At 72.9% G+C, this 16,402-nt stretch carries 15 protein-coding genes; 7 read left to right on the top strand and 8 right to left on the bottom strand.

Annotation, left to right across the window (positions count from 1 at the left end; genetic code table 11):
- Positions 1-68 precede the first annotated feature (68 nt).
- Complete coding sequence (locus C3V38_RS14595; protein ID WP_043566144.1) at positions 69-257, bottom strand: hypothetical protein; 189 nt, start codon at positions 255-257, stop codon at positions 69-71.
- Positions 258-306: 49 nt separating this feature from the next.
- On the opposite strand from C3V38_RS14595, the gene C3V38_RS14590 reads away from it, so the two are divergent.
- Positions 307-1,068, top strand: a complete 762-nt coding sequence (locus C3V38_RS14590; RefSeq protein WP_106386141.1) for a hypothetical protein — start codon at positions 307-309, stop codon at positions 1,066-1,068.
- On the opposite strand, the gene C3V38_RS14585 is transcribed toward C3V38_RS14590, so the two are convergent.
- Entirely contained in the window at positions 1,043-1,702 is a 660-nt protein-coding gene (locus C3V38_RS14585; RefSeq protein WP_061227793.1) for a TrkA family potassium uptake protein, read from the bottom strand. The genes C3V38_RS14590 and C3V38_RS14585 overlap by 26 nt on opposite strands.
- An 88-nt stretch (positions 1,703-1,790) precedes the next feature.
- Positions 1,791-2,453, bottom strand: coding sequence for a TrkA family potassium uptake protein (locus C3V38_RS14580; protein ID WP_061227709.1), 663 nt, complete (start codon positions 2,451-2,453; stop codon positions 1,791-1,793).
- Between the two features lie 65 nt (positions 2,454-2,518).
- Here C3V38_RS14580 and C3V38_RS14575 point away from each other — a divergent pair, with 65 nt between their 5' ends.
- From C3V38_RS14575 to dxs, 3 genes are all read left to right on the top strand, one after another.
- Complete coding sequence (locus C3V38_RS14575; protein ID WP_106386140.1) at positions 2,519-4,558, top strand: APC family permease; 2,040 nt, start codon at positions 2,519-2,521, stop codon at positions 4,556-4,558.
- Positions 4,555-5,907 carry a class I SAM-dependent RNA methyltransferase gene (locus C3V38_RS14570; RefSeq protein ID WP_106386139.1) on the top strand — a complete coding sequence of 451 codons (1,353 nt, stop codon included), beginning with the start codon at positions 4,555-4,557 and terminating at the stop codon, positions 5,905-5,907. The genes C3V38_RS14575 and C3V38_RS14570 overlap by 4 nt, the downstream gene beginning before the upstream one ends.
- Positions 5,908-6,025: 118 nt before the next feature.
- Complete coding sequence (gene dxs, locus C3V38_RS14565; RefSeq protein ID WP_106386138.1) at positions 6,026-7,903, top strand: 1-deoxy-D-xylulose-5-phosphate synthase; 1,878 nt, start codon at positions 6,026-6,028, stop codon at positions 7,901-7,903.
- Between the two features lie 27 nt (positions 7,904-7,930).
- Here dxs and C3V38_RS14560 read toward each other — a convergent pair whose 3' ends face one another.
- Together C3V38_RS14560 and C3V38_RS14555 are read right to left on the bottom strand one after the other, a co-directional pair.
- Positions 7,931-9,169, bottom strand: a complete 1,239-nt coding sequence (locus tag C3V38_RS14560; protein ID WP_106386137.1) for an HRDC domain-containing protein — start codon at positions 9,167-9,169, stop codon at positions 7,931-7,933.
- Positions 9,166-9,753: a DUF3000 domain-containing protein gene (locus C3V38_RS14555; protein WP_007627671.1), complete on the bottom strand. Its 588-nt coding sequence runs from the start codon at positions 9,751-9,753 to the stop codon at positions 9,166-9,168. Before C3V38_RS14555 ends, C3V38_RS14560 begins: the two co-directional genes overlap by 4 nt.
- 106 nt (positions 9,754-9,859) lie before the next feature.
- Here C3V38_RS14555 and hemE point away from each other — a divergent pair, with 106 nt between their 5' ends.
- Genes hemE through hemQ form a run of 3 tightly spaced genes read left to right on the top strand, consistent with a single transcriptional unit; the run spans position 9,860 to position 13,080 of the window.
- Positions 9,860-10,993 (top strand): uroporphyrinogen decarboxylase, encoded by a 1,134-nt coding sequence (gene hemE, locus C3V38_RS14550; protein ID WP_106386136.1) that lies wholly within the window; start codon positions 9,860-9,862, stop codon positions 10,991-10,993.
- Complete coding sequence (gene hemG, locus C3V38_RS14545; RefSeq protein ID WP_106386135.1) at positions 10,990-12,381, top strand: protoporphyrinogen oxidase; 1,392 nt, start codon at positions 10,990-10,992, stop codon at positions 12,379-12,381. Before hemE ends, hemG begins: the two co-directional genes overlap by 4 nt.
- A gap of 3 nt (positions 12,382-12,384) precedes the next feature.
- Positions 12,385-13,080 carry a hydrogen peroxide-dependent heme synthase gene (gene hemQ / locus C3V38_RS14540; RefSeq protein WP_061915572.1) on the top strand — a complete coding sequence of 232 codons (696 nt, stop codon included), beginning with the start codon at positions 12,385-12,387 and terminating at the stop codon, positions 13,078-13,080.
- A 79-nt stretch (positions 13,081-13,159) separates the two neighbouring features.
- On the opposite strand, the gene msrB is transcribed toward hemQ, so the two are convergent.
- Genes msrB through C3V38_RS14525 form a run of 3 tightly spaced genes read right to left on the bottom strand, consistent with a single transcriptional unit; the run spans position 13,160 to position 16,398 of the window.
- Positions 13,160-13,594 (bottom strand): peptide-methionine (R)-S-oxide reductase MsrB, encoded by a 435-nt coding sequence (msrB, locus tag C3V38_RS14535; protein ID WP_061227702.1) that lies wholly within the window; start codon positions 13,592-13,594, stop codon positions 13,160-13,162.
- Positions 13,595-13,603: 9 nt separating this feature from the next.
- The gene (locus tag C3V38_RS14530) at positions 13,604-14,800 is read right to left on the bottom strand and encodes a glycosyltransferase family 87 protein (protein ID WP_232303085.1); all 1,197 of its coding nucleotides are present in this window, start codon (positions 14,798-14,800) and stop codon (positions 13,604-13,606) included.
- Positions 14,801-14,853: 53 nt separating this feature from the next.
- A complete protein-coding gene (locus C3V38_RS14525; RefSeq protein WP_254426008.1) occupies positions 14,854-16,398 on the bottom strand; it encodes an alpha/beta fold hydrolase in 1,545 nt (514 codons plus the stop codon).
- Positions 16,399-16,402: the final 4 nt, after the last annotated feature.

Genomic DNA, 16,402 nt, shown 5'->3' with positions numbered 1-16,402 from the left:
GTGCCCGCCAGGATATCGGCACACGGGCCGCGTCGGCCGGACGGCGTCGGCAGTCGTCGGCGGCGTCGTCAGCCGCCGGCGGCGTCGCGCCGGGCCTGGATACGCGTGTAGCGCTCGTGGAGTCGTTCGCGGATCTCGTCCGGCTCATAGGAGCGGCGGCGTCGTTCGGACCGGGCGGCGAGGATCCCGGAGGCGGCGACACCCGCCAGTCCGGCCGCACCGATCATCTTGAGCCACTGTCGTCCCCGGGGAGCCATGTGGTCGAGCCTAGGCCGACCGGCCCGGCCGCCCTGGCAGGATCGCCCCATGGACATCGACACCGTGCCCCTGGCCGCGGCCGCCGACCGTACACGCACCGGGGACCTGTGGCTGTTCCGCGGCCGGACGACGGCGGACCGGCTCATCCAGACGCTGACCAACGCGCCGGTCAACCACGTGGGGGTCGCGGTGGTGCTCGAGGACATGCCGCCCCTGCTGTGGCACGCGGAGATGGGCAGGGCGCTGCCGGACGTGTGGACGGGCCGCCGCCAGCGGGGGGTGCAGTTGCACGACCTCGAGGCCGCGGTGCGTCAGTGGACGGGCCCGTACGGGCAGCGGGCGTGGTTCCGGCAGATCTCACGGGAGGTCGGGACGGAGCAGGAGGAGGCGCTGTTGGAGACGATCGCGCGCCTGGACGGCGTGTCGTTCCCGTCGGCGGGTCGCCTCACCGCGCGGTGGGCGCGGGGACGCTGGGCGTTGCGGGGCCGGCGGTCGTCGGGCGGAGTCGTGGCCGGGAGGCCGGGGGTGGCGTCGGGGGACGACGACGAGGTGGGCGGCGGCCGGCTCCTGGACCTGATCCCGCGGCGCGGGCGGGTCTCGCCCGGTCCCGCGATGCGCATGGAGGCGGCCTACTGCGCGGAGGTCGTGGGCCTGACCCTGGAGGCGATGAGCGTGCTCCGGCCCGCCGGGGACGCCAGTTGGTACGACCCGGGGAGGTTCTGGAGCGGGGACGACCTGCCCCTGGCGCCGGGCTGGGACTACGGGCGGGAGATCGCCGTGACGGTCAACCCCCCAGGATCGCCTCGCTGACGTCGGCCTCGACCGCCTCGGGGGCCACCACGAGCAGTTCGTCACCGGGCTCGAAGGGCACGTCGGGCTCGGGGACGATCACCCGCCCTCCTCGCAGGATCGCCACGAGCGCGGCGTCGCGGGGGATCCGAACGCGGGACACGGGGCGCCCGGCCAGTGGGGTCTGCGGGGGCAGGGTCACGCTGACGAGGTTCGCGCCGCCGCGACGCAGCGTCATGAGCCGGACGACGTCGCCGACGGACACCGCCTCCTCGACGACCGAGACGATGAGTCGGGGGGTGGAGACCGCCACGTCGACCCCCCAGCGGTCGTCGAAGAGCCACTCGTTGCGGGGGTCGTTGACCCGGGCCACGACGCGGGCGACCGCGAACTCCGTCTTGGCGAGCAGGCTCACCACCAGATTGGCCTTGTCGTCCCCGGTCGCGGCGACGACGACGTCGGCCTCCTCGATACGGAGCCGCTCGAGGACGCTGAGCTCGCACGCGTCACCGACCTGCTGGTCGGCGTCCTCGACCGGGTCGGCGGAGAACACGCTGGGACGCTTGTCGATCAGGGTCACCGTGTGGCCGCCCGCGAGCAGTTCCCGGGCGATGGACCGTCCGACGACCCCGGCGCCGGCCACGACGATCCGCATCGAGCTGGTGCGGAACGCCCGGGACGGGGCGTCGGCGAGCAGGCCGGAGCCGTCGGCGTAGTCGTCGACGGTGGGGTCGGGAGTCGGGTCAGGCATCGGAGGGGCCTCGCTGCAGCAGGTCCTCCAGGCCGCGCACCGCCTCCGAGGGCAGGGTGAGGTGGACGACGTCGTCGGACTGGACGAGCGTGTCCTCGTCCGGGATGCGGCATTCGCCGAAGCGGGTGACCGCGGCGACGCGCCCACCGACCTCCGCGGCGAGCCGGTCGACGGGCAGGCCCACCCATCCCGGCGGTGCGTCGAGGGCCACGAGGGAGACCCTGTCGGTCTGGTCTCGCCACTCCACCGGACTCGTCCCGGCGGTGACGTACCGGACGAGCCGGCCGGTCGCCCAGGGGACGGTGGTGACGGTCGGGATGCCCAGACGTTCGTAGACCTCGGCGCGACCGGCGTCGTAGATGCGGGCGATCACGCGCTCGACACCGAAGGTCTCGCGGGCCACACGGGCCGCGATGATGTTGGAGTTGTCCCCGGAGGACACGGCGGCGAACGCGTCGGCGCCGACGAGTCCGGCGTCGGTGAGCACCGCTCTGTCGAAGCCCTGGCCGGTGACGGTCTGACCGCCGAACCGTTCGGGCAGTCGGGCGAAGGCCGCGGGGTCGCGGTCGATCACCACCACCGCGTGGCCGGCGGCGTCGAGCTCGGCGGACAACGCCGCCCCGACGCGGCCACAGCCCATGACGACGACCCTCATCGCGAGTCCCACTCCTCACGGCGCACCCTCGTGCCCCAGGGACGTCACGCTACTCACATCCGCGGATGCTGTCCGCCGCGGCGCGCGGGTCCTACGATGTGTCGGTGTCCAGGATCTCCAGGGTCTCCGTGGGAGCCAAGCGCCTGTTGGTGGGGCGCCCCTTCCGCAGCGACACCATCGGCACGATGCGCCTGCGCAAACGGATAGCCCTGCCGGTGTTCGCCTCCGACGCGTTGTCGTCGGTGGCCTACGCCCCGCAGGAGATCTTCCTCGTGCTGTCGATCGCCGGGATGTCGGCGATCGCGTTCACCCCGTGGGTCGGGGTGGCGGTCGCGTTCGTCATGGTCGTCGTCATCGCCTGTTACCGGCAGAACGTCCACGCCTACCCGTCGGGGGGCGGTGACTACGAGGTGGCCACGGTCAACCTCGGTCCCCGCGCCGGCCTCGGGGTCGGTGCGGCGCTGCTCATCGACTACGTCCTCACGGTCGCCGTCTCGATCTCCGCCGCGGCGGCGAACATCGGCTCGGCCATCCCGTTCGTGCAGTCCCACGCCGTCTTCTTCGCCGTACTCGCGATCGCAGGACTCGCCGCGCTCAACCTCCGGGGGATCCGGGAGTCCGGGGCGATGTTCGCGGTGCCCGTCTACGCGTTCCTCGCGTCCATGATCGCGCTCATCGTGTGGGGCCTGGTGCAGGTCGAGGTCCTCGGCCGCGACCTGCGCGCGGAGTCGGCGGGGTTCGACCTCGTCCCCGCGGAGGGCGCCGAGGTGACCGGCCTGGCGCTGGCGTTCGTCGTGGCCAAGTCCTTCGCCTCGGGCTGCGCCGCGCTCACCGGTGTCGAGGCCATCCACAACGGGGTGCCGGCCTTCCGCAAGCCCCGCGCCCGCAACGCGGCGATCACCCTCACGATCCTGGGCGTGCTGTCGGTCTCTTTCCTGCTGGGCCTCATCGCGCTGGCGCGCAGGCTCGGGGTCCGTATCGCCGAGAACCCGGCCACCCAGCTCGTCGGCGCCCCGGAGGGGTATCAGCAGAAGACGATGATCGCGCAGCTCGCGGAGCCGGTCTTCGCCGGGCTGCCGATCGCGTTCTACGTCGTCATGGTCGTGACCGCGACCATCCTCGTGCTGGCGGCCAACACCGCGTTCAACGGCTTCCCCGTGCTGGCGTCGGTCCTGGCCCGCGACAAGTACCTTCCCCGGCAGCTCGCCACCCGCGGCGACCGGCTCGCATTCTCCAACGGCATCGTGCTCCTGGCGATCGCGGCGATCGCGCTGGTGATCGCGTTCGACGCCCGGGTCACGGTCCTCATCCAGCTGTACATCGTGGGTGTCTTCGTGGCGTTCACGCTGGGCCAGCTCGGGATGGTCCGCCACTGGACACGGCGGCTGCAGCACGAGGAGATCCCGGCGGTGCGTCGGCGGGCTCGCCGGTCGCGGGCGGTCAACGCGGTCGGGTTCGGCCTCACCTCGGGTGTCCTCGTCATCGTTATGTCCACCAAGTTCTTCTCCGGCGCCTATATCGCCGTCCTCGCCATGGTGGCGGTCTTCGGCGTGATGAGGCTCATCCACCGGCACTACGACGCGGTGGCGCGTGAACTGGACGACTCCTCCCGCGAGGTCGTGCTGCCCAGCCGCACCCACTGCCTCGTCCTGGTCTCCAAACTGCACCTGCCGACCCTGCGGGCCCTCGCGTACGCCAGGGCGACCCGCCCGGACACCATCGAGGCCCTGACGGTGAACATCGACACCGCCGAGACGCGCACTCTCGTCAGGGAGTGGGAGAGCCGGGGCATCTCCGTTCCGCTCAAGGTCGTCGAGTCCCCGTACCGTGAGATCAACCGCCCGGTCGTGGACTACGTCAAGCGGCTCCGGGACCAGTCGCCGCGGGACGTGGTGATCGTGTACATCCCGGAGTACGTGGTGGGCCACTGGTGGGAGCAGCTGTTGCACAACCAGAGCGCGCTGCGCCTCAAGACCCGCCTGCTCTACGAGCGTGGCGTCATGGTCACCAGCGTGCCGTGGCAGCTGTCGTCCTCGCGTGGCCGGGCGGAGCAGGCCCGCAATGAACCGATCGTCGGGCGTTTGGGCGGACCGGAGGCGAGATGACACACGAGCACACGACCGACTGGACGGGCCGCGTCCTGCGGCTGGAGGTGGCCGGCCCGGCGCACGGCGGTGAGTTCGTCGCCCGGCACGAGGGACGGGTGGTGTTCTGCCGTGGCGGCATCACCGGGGAGACGGTCGACGTCCTGGTCGAGGACGACCCGGGCCGCGCCTTCTGCCGCGGCACCGTGCAGTCGGTGATCGACGTGTCCCCGCACCGGGTGGAGACCGCCTGCCCGGCGGCCGCCGCCGGAGCCGGGTGCTGTGATTGGAGCCACATCGAACCCGCCGCGGCCCGCGGCTTCGCCGGCCGGATCCTCGCCGAGCAGGCAGTCAGGATCGGCCGGATCGACCCGCGCGCCGACGAGATCCCGGTCGAGGCCCCCGCGGGCGACGCCACCGCGACAGGGTGGCGCACGGTCGCCCGGTGGGTCACCGGCCCGGATGGCCGTCCCGGCGTCCGTCGGGCGCGGTCGCGGGACCTCGTGATGGAGCCCTGCGTCCAACCCGATCCGCGCATTCTCGACGCGGTGACCGTCGCGGACGTGGGCCCCGGACGCGAGCTCCTCGGGCTGCTCGGTGACGACGGGACGGTCCACGTCGCCCACCGGCCCGCGGTGCGTGACGAGCCCCGCGGGCAGGGCTCGCGCGCGCGTCGATCCGCCGCGACCCGGGCCCGGGCGCGGCGCTCCCGGGCGGCGGACTGGGAGTTCGTCACCGGCGGACCCGACGTCGTGCGGCGCGTGGGGGAGCGGGAGTGGCGGTTGCCCCCCGAGGCCTTCTGGCAGGCCCACCGCAGCGCGGCGACCCACTACGCGTCGGCGGTCCGCACGGCCGTGGCGCAGGCCCCGGGACTTCCGGACGAGCCCGTCGTCTGGGACCTCTACGGGGGCGCCGGACTGTTCGCCGCGGCCGTGCGGGAGGCCGTTCCGGGCGCGGACGTGACGGTGGTGGAGTCGTCCTCGGCCTCGCTGGGGGCGGTGTCGACCACCTCCGGATCCGGCGACCCGGACACGGCGTCCGCGGCCGGCCCGGGAGTGCACACGGTGCGCTCGAGGGTCGAGACCTTCCTCGAGGACCACGCGGCGGACGCCGGCGCCCACCCGGCCCCCGACGTCGTGGTGCTCGACCCGCCGCGCGGGGGCGCCGGCATCCCCGTCATGCAGCGCCTGGCGGAGGTGACCCGGTCACGGATCGTCCACGTCGGTTGCGACGCCGCGAGTCTGGCCCGGGACGTCGGCGCGCTCGTCGCGGCCGGGTGGACGCTGACGGACCTGCGTGGCGTCGCCGCGTTCCCCGGTACCCACCATGTCGAGGGTATCGCGGTGCTGGATGCCCCGGTCGGGCGCTGAACCGCCACGGCGGTCGGCGGCCGACCGACCGACCGCGGGCGAGCCGGCGGGCCCTCAGCCCGTAGACTGGCGATTCGACCCATCGGGGTGTCGGACACGGAAGGGGCAGTCGACAGCAATGAGCGTGCTCGATCAGGTGAACGGCCCCTCGGACCTCAGGGGGCTCGGACCCGACGAGTTGGGCCGGTTGTGCGGCGAGATCCGCGAGTTCCTCATCCGCAAGGTCGCTGCCACGGGCGGGCACCTCGGACCCAACCTGGGCGTCGTCGAGCTGACGGTCGCCCTGCACCGCGTGTTCGACTCTCCGCGCGACCCCATCGTCTTCGATACCGGACACCAGTCATACGTGCACAAGATGCTCACCGGGCGCCGGGATTGCTTCGACGGCCTGCGCACCCGCGGGGGCCTCTCCGGATACCCGTGCCGGGCGGAGAGCGAGCACGACATCGTCGAATCGTCGCACGCCACCGCGTCACTGTCGTACGCGGACGGGCTCGCCAAGGCCTTCGCGCTGCGCGACGAGCGCGACCGGACCGTCGTCACCGTGATCGGTGACGGGGCGATGACCGGCGGTATGGCGTGGGAGGCACTCAACAACATCGCGGCCGCGAAGGACCGGCCCATGGTGATCGTCGTCAACGACAACGGGCGATCGTATTCGCCGACGATCGGCGGTCTCGCCGAGCGGCTGGGCGCGCTGCGTCTGCAGCCCGCGTACGAGAAGGCGATGGATCGGACGAAGAGCGCCCTGACCGCCCGCAAGGACGTCGTCGGCAAGGCGGTCTACTCGGTGCTGCACGGCATCAAGGCCGGCGTCAAGGACGTCGTGTCCCCGCAGGAGCTGTTCGCCGACCTCGGGCTCAAGTACATGGGCCCGGTCGACGGGCACAACCTCGCCGCCACCGAGGCGGCACTCCGGCTCGCCAAGGATTTCGGGGGCCCCGTGGTGGTTCACGTGGTCACCCGAAAGGGCATGGGCTACGTCCACGCGGAGAACAACGAGGACGATCAGATGCACGCCACCGGGGTGATCGACCCCGAGACGGGCAAGCCGCTGTCGACCTCGTCGTCCGTCGACTGGACCTCGGTGTTCTCGGAGGAGCTCTGCGCAATCGGCAGCGAGCGCGACGACGTCGTGGCGATCACCGCCGCGATGGCCGGGCCCACCGGGCTCGCGGCGTTCGGCGAGCGGTTCCCCGATCGGATGTTCGACGTCGGCATCGCCGAGCAGCACGCCGTGGCCTCCGCGTCCGGGCTTGCCCTGGGCGGGATGCATCCCGTGGTGGCCGTCTACTCGACCTTCCTCAACCGGGCCTTCGATCAGCTCCTCATGGACGTCGCCCTCCTCCGTCAACCCGTGACCCTGGTGCTGGACCGTTCGGGCGTGACCGGCCCCGACGGCGCCAGCCACAACGGGATGTGGGACCTGTCGCTCACCGGCATCGTCCCCGGCGTGCGGGTGGCCGCGCCGCGCGACGCGCTCACCCTGCGCAAGGAGCTCCGTGAGGCCGTGGCCGTCGACGACGGCCCCACCGTCGTGCGCTTCCCCAAGGGCTCCGTGGGCGAGCCCGTCCCGGCCCTGGCCACCTCCGAGGACGGCGTGGACCGCGTCCACGGCCCGGGTGACGCCGAGGTTCTGGTGGTGGCCGTGGGCCCCATGGTCGCGACCGCCGCGGCCGCGGCCCGCGACCTCGAGGCGGAGGGGATCTCCGTGGACGTGCTCGACCCGAGGTGGGTCTACCCCGTGCCGGCGTCGATCGTCGAGTCCGCCCGTGGCCGCCGCCTGGTGGTGACGGTCGAGGACAACGGACTCCACGGCGGGGTCGGGTCCGCGGTCTCGGCACGCCTTGACCTCGCTGCCGTTCGGGGCGACCGCCTCGCACTGGGCATCCCACAGGAGTTCCTCGACCACGGCTCCCGCAGCGAGATCCTCGCCGAGGCCGGCCTGACCGCGGAGGGGATCGCCGAGAGCATCAGGGCCCGCCTCGCGCTGTAGTCCGCAAATCCGGCCCGACCCAGCGGGTCAGCTCACCGCCCGGAACCGGCGCACCGCCTCGAGCAGGGGGCCGGTCGTCAACTCGATCTGCCACTCGCGTGCTTCTTCCTCACGCAGAACCTCATGGAGCAGTTCGGCGTCGTCGGCGGGAGTGGTGGTTGCCGCACGCCAGACCCACAGCCGCAGTGTCGAAGGCTTGAGGAGCAGCCCCTGGTCGATGCCCAGGTCGTCGGCGAGAGCGGCGATCGCCTCCCGCGCGACGTCCAGGAGCGCGGCGGCCTCTGGCTCGTTGCGCTTCCAGGACGCGTGCGGGGGATGCTCGGCGGGCGGCCCCTGACGTGTCGGCAGGTCCTCGCGGCCGAGCCCGTCGGCCCATTCCAGTGCGGCCAGCCATTCGCCGACCAGGCGTCTGCGTTGCGGGCCGTCGAAACCGTCGATCGCCAGTAGCGCGGACCGGCTGGTCGGGCCTACCCGTGCGGCCTCGATGACGGCGGCGTCGGCCAGCAGTCGCTTGGGGGCGATGTCCCGCTCGGCGGCCACGCGGTCGCGGGCCATCCACAGCTCCCGCGCGCGGGCCAGCTGGCGGGCGTCGCGCAGACTCGACAGGCGCGTCAGACGTCGCCAGGGGTCGGCGGCGGCCGGGGCCGGGACCGAGTCGACGAGGTGCCGACACTCCGCCTCGAACCACTCACGGCGGCCCAGGGCGTCGAGTCGGGGCAGCACCTCGTCCGCCAGTTCGTGGAGGAACAGCACGTCGTAGGCCGCGTAGTCGAGCCACGCGGCGGGCAGCGGCCGGCGGGACCAGTCCGCGGCCGAGTGCGCCTTGGCCAGCCCGATCCCGAGGTGCTCGGAGATCATGGCGGCGAGGTTGACCCTCTCGATCCCGAGGAACCGGCCGGCGAGCTCGGTGTCCACCAGCGACGTGGGATGGATGCCGAGCTCGCGGAGGGACGGCAGGTCCTGGCTCGCGGCGTGGAACAGCAGCGGCCGCTCCGAGAGGACGGTGGCGAGCGGTCCGACGGTCCGGCCCGGGGTCTCCGGGTCCACGAGCAGGGCGGGCTCGCCGGGGACGCGGAGCTGGAGGAGGAACGCGCGCTCGGAGTAGCGGATCCCGGAGGCGCGTTCGACGTCCACCGCGATCGGCTCGGACGACGCGTCCAGGGCGTCGACGACCGCACCGATCCCGGAGAGGTCGTCGATGAACTCGTACTCGGCAGGGGGAGGCGCCGCCCCGGGCGGGGTCTCGCCGCGGCGGCGCCCGCTCACGCCCGTCCGTGCAGGGACGTGACCCCGACGGGCGGCAGGCCGGCGGCCTGCGCCAGGGTCTTGCAGAACGCCGACGCGTGGCCGGTGAGGTCCGGCTCGAGGGCCGTCCACGACGCGCGCAGCTCCAGCTGATGGGCCTGCGGGGGGCCGGCGATGTCGCCGTAGCGGACGGAGGCCGTGCTGGTGACGGTCCCGCCGAGGGCCGTGTACGGTCCGGCCTCCTCGTCGAGCGCCTCGGTCAGCCAGCTCCACGCCACCTGCGGCAGGAGCGGATCACCCGCCAACGAGGCCTCCATGTCCGCCTGGATGTACGCGACCAACCGCAGGGTGCCGTTCCACGCGTCGTCGCCTGACGGGTCGTGCAGCAGGATGAGCCGGCCGAACGCGTCGCCGTCGGAGAATTCCGGCACGTCGTCGCCCCGGGGCGGGAGGATCTCCACACCGAGGGCGTGACTATAGGGCGCCAGTCGCTGCGGCGGGCGGATCGGGCCGACCGAGATCTCGGGGCGGACCTCGAGCCGCGACAGCGACTCGACCGCCGCCCGGAAGACCTCGGGCTCGCCGTCATTGACCGATGTACTCACAGGTCGACACGCTAGCGACCACCGCCACGGGCGTGGAAGAGGCGCGCCGTCACCTGGCCGGGTGGGCAGACCGGCCCCGGCGGTCACTTCATGGGACGATGGAGGCGTGTTGAACTCTGATGCGTCCTCGTCCCCCCTTCCCGGCGGCGCCCCTGGCGCCGGAACCACCGAGCGGGTGGCCGTGGCCCCGGGCCGTCGCGCCGGGACTGGCCCCTACCTCGACGAGGTGACGGGCAGGGGCGGGTCGCACACGCCGGTGTGGTTCATGCGCCAGGCGGGACGGTCCCTGCCCGAGTACAAGGAGGTCCGGGGCGGCTCGACCATGCTCGAGGCGTGCTTCGACCCGGAGATGACCTGCGAGATCACGCTGCAGCCGGTGCGCCGTCACGGCGTGGACGCGGCGATCTTCTTCTCCGACATCGTCATCCCCCTGGCCGCGGCCGGCGTGGACATCGACATCGTCCCGGGGACCGGTCCCGTGGTTGCCGAGCCGATCCGCGACGAGTCCGACGTGGCCGCGCTGCCCGAGCTCACCCCGGACCGACTGGAGGCCATCGAGGAGGCGGTCCGGCTCATCACCGCGGAGCTCGACCCGGCCGTGGCCCTCATTGGCTTCGCGGGCGCGCCCTTCACCCTGGCCTCCTATCTCATCGAGGGCGGCCCCAGCCGCAACCACGAGCACACCAAGTCGCTCATGTACTCCCGCCCCGAGGTGTGGAACGCGCTGATGGGCAAGCTCGCCGACCTCACGACCGTGTTCCTCCGCGCGCAGATCGGGGCGGGCGTCGACGCGATCCAGCTCTTCGACTCGTGGGCCGGGGCGCTGACCGAGCGGGACTACCGCTCCCTGGTCCTGCCGCATTCCACGCGCATCTTCTCCGACGAGGTCATCTCCTCGGTACCGCGCACGCACTTCGGCGTGGGCACCGGCGAGCTGCTCGGCGCCATGAGTGAAGCCGGCCCAGAGGTGGTGGGCGTGGACTGGCGCATCCCGCTCGACGACGCCGCCACCCGGGTGCCCGGCAAGGTCCTGCAGGGCAACCTCGACCCGGCGATGCTCTTCGCCGACCGCTCGGCCCTGGACTGCGAAGTCCGACGCGTCCTCGAGGAGGGGCGCCGCGCCCGCGAGGCCGGCGCCGCCGGGCACGTGTTCAACCTCGGCCACGGGGTCCTGCCCGCGACCGACGCGGGTGCCGTGACCCACGTGGTGGAGCTCGTCCACGAACTCTCCGGCAAGTGACGGAGACGTCGCCGCGGGTCGTCGTGGTGGGGGGCGGCCTCAGCGGACTGACGGCCGCCTACCAGCTTTCCCTGGAGCTCCCCGACGCCCACGTGACCGTCCTCGAGGCGTCGGCGTCACCCGGGGGAGCGCTGCACACGGTCGACTTCCCGTCGGGGCCCATGGAGCTCGGTGCGGAGGCGTTCATCGCCCGCCGCCCCGAGGCCTCACAGCTCGTCGTCGAACTCGGCCTCACCGACTCGCTGCGCCACCCGGGCCCGCTCGGGCCGGCCATCCTCACCGGCGGGCGCGCGGTCCCCATGCCGCGCGGGACCCTCATGGGTCTGCCGTCGGACGTCGACGCCCTGTCGGAGGTGCTCGGCCCCGCCGAGCGGGAAGTCGCCGCGCGCGAGGCGGATCTGCCGCTCGCGTGGGAGCCTGGCTCGGACGTGTCCCTGGGCGCCCTGGTCGCCGAGCGGTTCGGCCCCGCGGTCGTCGCCCGGCTCGTCGATCCCATGCTCGGCGGGGTGTACGCCGCCCCCAGCAGCGGGCTCGGCCTGCGCCAGGTCGTGCCCGGGCTCGCCGAGGCGCTCGATCGCGGCGCACCCAGCCTCACCGCCGCCGCCCGCCAGCTCACCGGCACCCGCACGCCCGGCCCGGTGTTCGCCACTCTCGACGGCGGCTATCGCGTCCTCGTCGACGCACTCGCCGCCGCCTCCGGCGCCCTGATCCGCACGGGCGCGAGGTGCACCTCCCTGCGTCGCGAGGGCAACGGATACACGCTGGCGGTCGCCGGCGACCGCAGGTCGTGGACCGAGAACGCGGACCTCGTCGTCGTCGCCGTCCCTGTTCGCCACGCCGCGCCGCTTCTCACCGCCGCCGGCGGCCTCGACGCCGGGGAACAGGCGCTGTCCGGGATCCGCACGGCCTCCTCGGCCGTCGTCGCGCTCGAGGTCGACCGCTCGACGAACCTCCCCGAGCGGTCCGGAATCCTCGTCGCAACCGACGAACCGGTGCCGTTCAAGGCCATGACCTTCACGAGCCACAAGTGGCCCCACCTCGACACCCGCCCCGGTCACCTGGTGCGGGTGTCGTTCGGGCGACTCGACGACGACGAGGTGCTCGCCTCCGACGACGCCGCCCTCACCCGGATGGCCGGGTCCGCGCTGGGGGGACTGTGCGGCTCGGTGCCGACGATCCTGCACTCGCGGGTGCGCCGCTGGACGGACGCACTCGCCGAGATCGGCCCCGGTCACGACGCCCGGATCGCCGGGGTACGGGCCGAGCTGGCCGAGCGGCTACCCGGCGTGGAGCTCGTCGGCGGGGCGACCGAGGGCGTAGGGGTACCCGCCTGTATCGGGTCGGCACGGGCCGCGGCCCGTCGGCTGGCCGCGAAGTGGCAGGATTGAGCCATGGCACGCCTCGACTACAAGAAGCTCAACTCCACCCTGCGCTACCTCATGTTCTCGGTCTTCACCGTGACGCCCGGGCAGCTCGGAGACGACCGGGACGCGGTCGCCGCGGATCTCGAGACCTTCCTCGCCCGCTACGAGGGCACGGACGTCGTGGTGCGCGGACTGTACGACGTCTCCGGCCTGCGCGCCGAGGCCGACTTCATGTTCTGGACCCACGCCGAGCACATCGAGGACCTGCAGCGGTTCTACAACGACTTCCGACGCACCACCCTGCTCGGCCGGGCCAGCACGGCGTTCTGGTCCAACACCGCCCTGCACCGGCCCGCCGAATTCAACAAGAGCCACATCCCCGCGTTCCTCGCCGAGGAGGAACCGGGAGCGTACATCTCCGTGTACCCGTTCGTGCGGTCCTACGAGTGGTACCTGCTGCCCGACGAAGAGCGTCGCCAGATCCTCGCCGAGCACGGTCGCGCCGCCCGCGAGTATCCGGACGTCCGCGCGAACACCGTGCCCGCGTTCTCGCTGGGTGACTACGAGTGGATCCTCGCCTTCGAGGCGCCGCAGCTCGACCGCATCGTCGATCTCATGCGGATCATGCGCTCGACCGAGGCCCGTCGCCACGTGCGCGAGGAGATCCCGTTCTTCACCGGGCCGCGCGTCACGGCCGCGCAGCTCACCGCGTCCCTGCCGTAGGGTCCACGCTCACCCGACAGAGCGCGGAAAAGGGGCCTGCCGGAACTGATCCGGTCGGCCCCTTTCGCGCGTGTCGCGCTCAGCCCTCGGCGGGCTCGAGCGTCAGGCTCACCGAATTGATGCAGTATCGCAGGTCGGTGGGCGTGCCGTAGCCCTCGCCGGCGAACACGTGTCCCAGGTGACCGTGGCAGTTGGCGCAGATGACCTCGGTGCGGGTCATGCCGAGCGAGGTGTCCTCGCGCTCGATGACCGCGTCGCCGGCCAGCGGAGTGAAGAACGAGGGCCAGCCGCAGTTCGACTCGAACTTGGCGTCGCTGCGGAACAGCTCCGCACCGCAGCCGCGGCAACGGTAGACGCCCTCGGTCTTGGTGTCGTTGTACTCGCCCGTGAAGGGCCGCTCGGTCCCGGCCTGCCGCAGGACCTGGTACTCCGCCGGGGTGAGGCGGCGGCGCCACTCGGCGTCGTCGAGGGTGAAGTCGGGCTGGGGGGTGTGGCTGTCGGTGGGCTTGCTCATGCCCGCAGGTTACGCCGCCGCGGCAGCCGGTGCGATCCGCTCGTGGCGGCTGGGGTCCGAGCGGCGCCACAGGAGCACCACCAGGACGGTGGCCAACAGCAGCAGCCAGCCGAGGGTCGGGTGCGCGAACTCGAGCAGCCGCCCGTAGTACGGCCAGCGTGTCGACTCCCAGAAGTCGAGTGTGAAGAACCCGTAGGCGGCGAGCCACGCCGGCCAGGTGCGCACCAGGGACCTGTCGAGCACCACCGTGAGCATGATGGGGATGAGCATCATGGAGTAGTACATCTGGCCGAGGGTGGAGACGAGGAACACACCGGTGAGGACGACGCCGGAGGTGGTGGCGAGCCACAGCACCTCGTGGTTGTGGCGGTACTCGAGCAGCAGCCACACCGCCAGCAGCGTCGCGGCCACCACGAGGATCCGCGCGACCAGGATGAGCGGCTCCGGGACCCCGTAGTACAGACCGAGCCCCGCGAGCGAGCTGTTGTAGTAGTCACGCACCTCGCCCATGTAGGCCAGTGTGGTGTCGAGGTAGCTGCGGGCGTCGACGGTCAGCGCCCAGCCGGCGGCCATGGCCACGGCGGGGATCGCGGCGGCCGTGACGAACGGTTGCCACTGCCTGCGGATGAGCGGCAGCACGAGTAGAGGCGCCAGCATCGGTTTGATCGCGAGCGACAGGCCGATGGCCACGCCGGCCCACCACAGGCGCCGGCGGTGCAGGAGGTACAGGAACGCGACCTGGCAGAGGAAGATCACGCCGTTGACGTTGGTGAACACCAGCGTGTTGGTCACGGCCTCCGTGCAGAACGCGGCCAGCAGGATCGCGGGGGCGGCGAACGACCGGACGTCCAGGTCGAACAGCCGCATCAGCAGCCACAGCGCGGCGATGATCGCGGCGGTGTTGAGGCCGATGAACAGCCAGCGGGCGAGCGTGTAGTTGTCGATCATCCCGAACGGGGCCAGCATCAACGTCCCGCTGGGGGCGTAGAGGTAGTGCGGCTGGACGGTCAGCAGGTTCTCGGCGTACACCGGCTCGCCGGCGAGGAACCGCCTGGTGGCGGCGTAGACCGTGCCGAAATCGTTGGTGATCGAGCCGTTGACGGCCCGGATCAGGACACGGTGGATGACGGTCATGATCGCCAACGGCCACAACACGTGGGCAAGGACGCGGGGCACGGTCATCGTGTTTCGGGTGGGCAACGGCACGTCAGGCAGGGTACCGCCTGGCCCTCCGGGGTCGGGCGAGGCGCTCCGGTCGGTCAGGACGGGCAGGCGGCGGAGTCCTCAGCGGTACCGGGGTCGGCGAGGAATCCGGTCACCGCGGTTCGGGCGCACCCGGAGTGCAGGACCACGCGCGATCCGGGCGCGCCCCAGGTGAGCGTGCGGACCTCGGTGGCGCCGGCGGCGGTGAGCGCGGCGGCGGCCGGTTCGACGGCCGCGGCACCGGCGACGGGGTCGGCGATCCCGCCCAGCAGCAGGACCGGCACGTCGGCGGGCACGCTGACCGGAACCTGGCCGGGGACGGGCCAGGTGGAGCACGCGGACAGCTGCGCGGCGAGGATCTCCCCGAACGGCGGGGTCCCGGCCCACTCGGAGCTCAGCTCGTCGACGCGGTTCACCGGCACGCGGCGGGACAGGTCCGAGCACCCGGCCACGTACGGCAGGGACGTCCCGGACAGTTCGGTGGCGCGATCGCGAACGCTGTCGGGGGTCTCGTCGGGCGCCGCGCTCACGAGATCGCCGAGGATCACGTCGCCCGAGGACGGGGCGCCGGCGGAGGCGCCGGACAGGTCGGCCAGCGCAGAGCGGACGACGTCGGACAGCAGCGCCGCGGGCACGGTCGCGCCGGGGTCGCGGGCGCGGTCGAGGGCCCGGGCGATCGCGTCGACCTTCTGATCGGCGTCGCCGGGTCCGCACTCCGGCCGCGTGCACGAGGCGGCCCAGAGCCGGAGCGCGGAGTCGGAGCCGTCGAGGGCGGCGCGGGCGGCGGCCTCCTGGTCGCCGTCGGCGGGGGCGGGGGAGTCGACGACCAGTATCGACAGGCGGCCGGGGTGGGCGCTCGCGTAGGCCAGGGCGGTGCGGGCACCGTTGCCGATCCCCAGAACGCCGAGCCCGGGCACCCCCCATTGCTGCCGGAGCCGTTCGAGGTCCTCGGCGGCGCCCGCGGCGCCGAAGTCCAGTTCCCGCCCCTGGAGCTGGTCGGTGCAGGACTGTGCGGTGTCGGCGAGGGCGCCGCGCACCTCGGGGGAGGTGGGGTCGGTGCCGCGGTCCGCCAGTCCGTCGAGGGTGCGGCGGGCGGGGAAGGACAGGCACGCGCCGGCCGCGCCGGACCGGCCCCGGTGGTCGACGACGACGAGCGGCCGGGCGTCGGTGAGTTCGGGGCCGGCGGAGGCGAGCCGCGCCGTGAGGGTGTCGGGTGAGGTCTCGGGACCGGCGACGACGACGAGGGGCGCCGCGTCGTCCGGGGTGCCCGTAGCGGTGAGGCGCAGGACGGGCGTGTCCCCGAGCGTCGAGCACTCGACGGTGGCCTCCTCCGGCATCCCGCGGGCCCGGTCCGCCGCGCAGGGTGTCCAGGTGAGGTCGGAGCGCGGTGCGAGCCACTCCGGGCGGTCCGCTGACTCCCGGCCGCCGCCGTCACCGTCGGCGTCGGGGCCCGGGCCGTCGCCCGTCGCCAGCCGCGGGCCCGTGGCGGGTAGGGGAGCGCAGGCGGCCGCAGTCACCGCGACGGCGGCCACGACGGCACCGAGCGCGCGCGTCATCCGGCCGCGGCGCCGGGGGGCCGGATCGTCTGCGCCGCGGGTCATCTGT

This window comes from Dietzia sp. oral taxon 368 (assembly GCF_002999155.1).
GTDB classification, from domain to species: domain Bacteria; phylum Actinomycetota; class Actinomycetes; order Mycobacteriales; family Mycobacteriaceae; genus Dietzia; species Dietzia cinnamea.
Note: the sequence above shows the minus strand (reverse complement) of the source record. Positions and strands in the feature narration are given on the sequence as shown.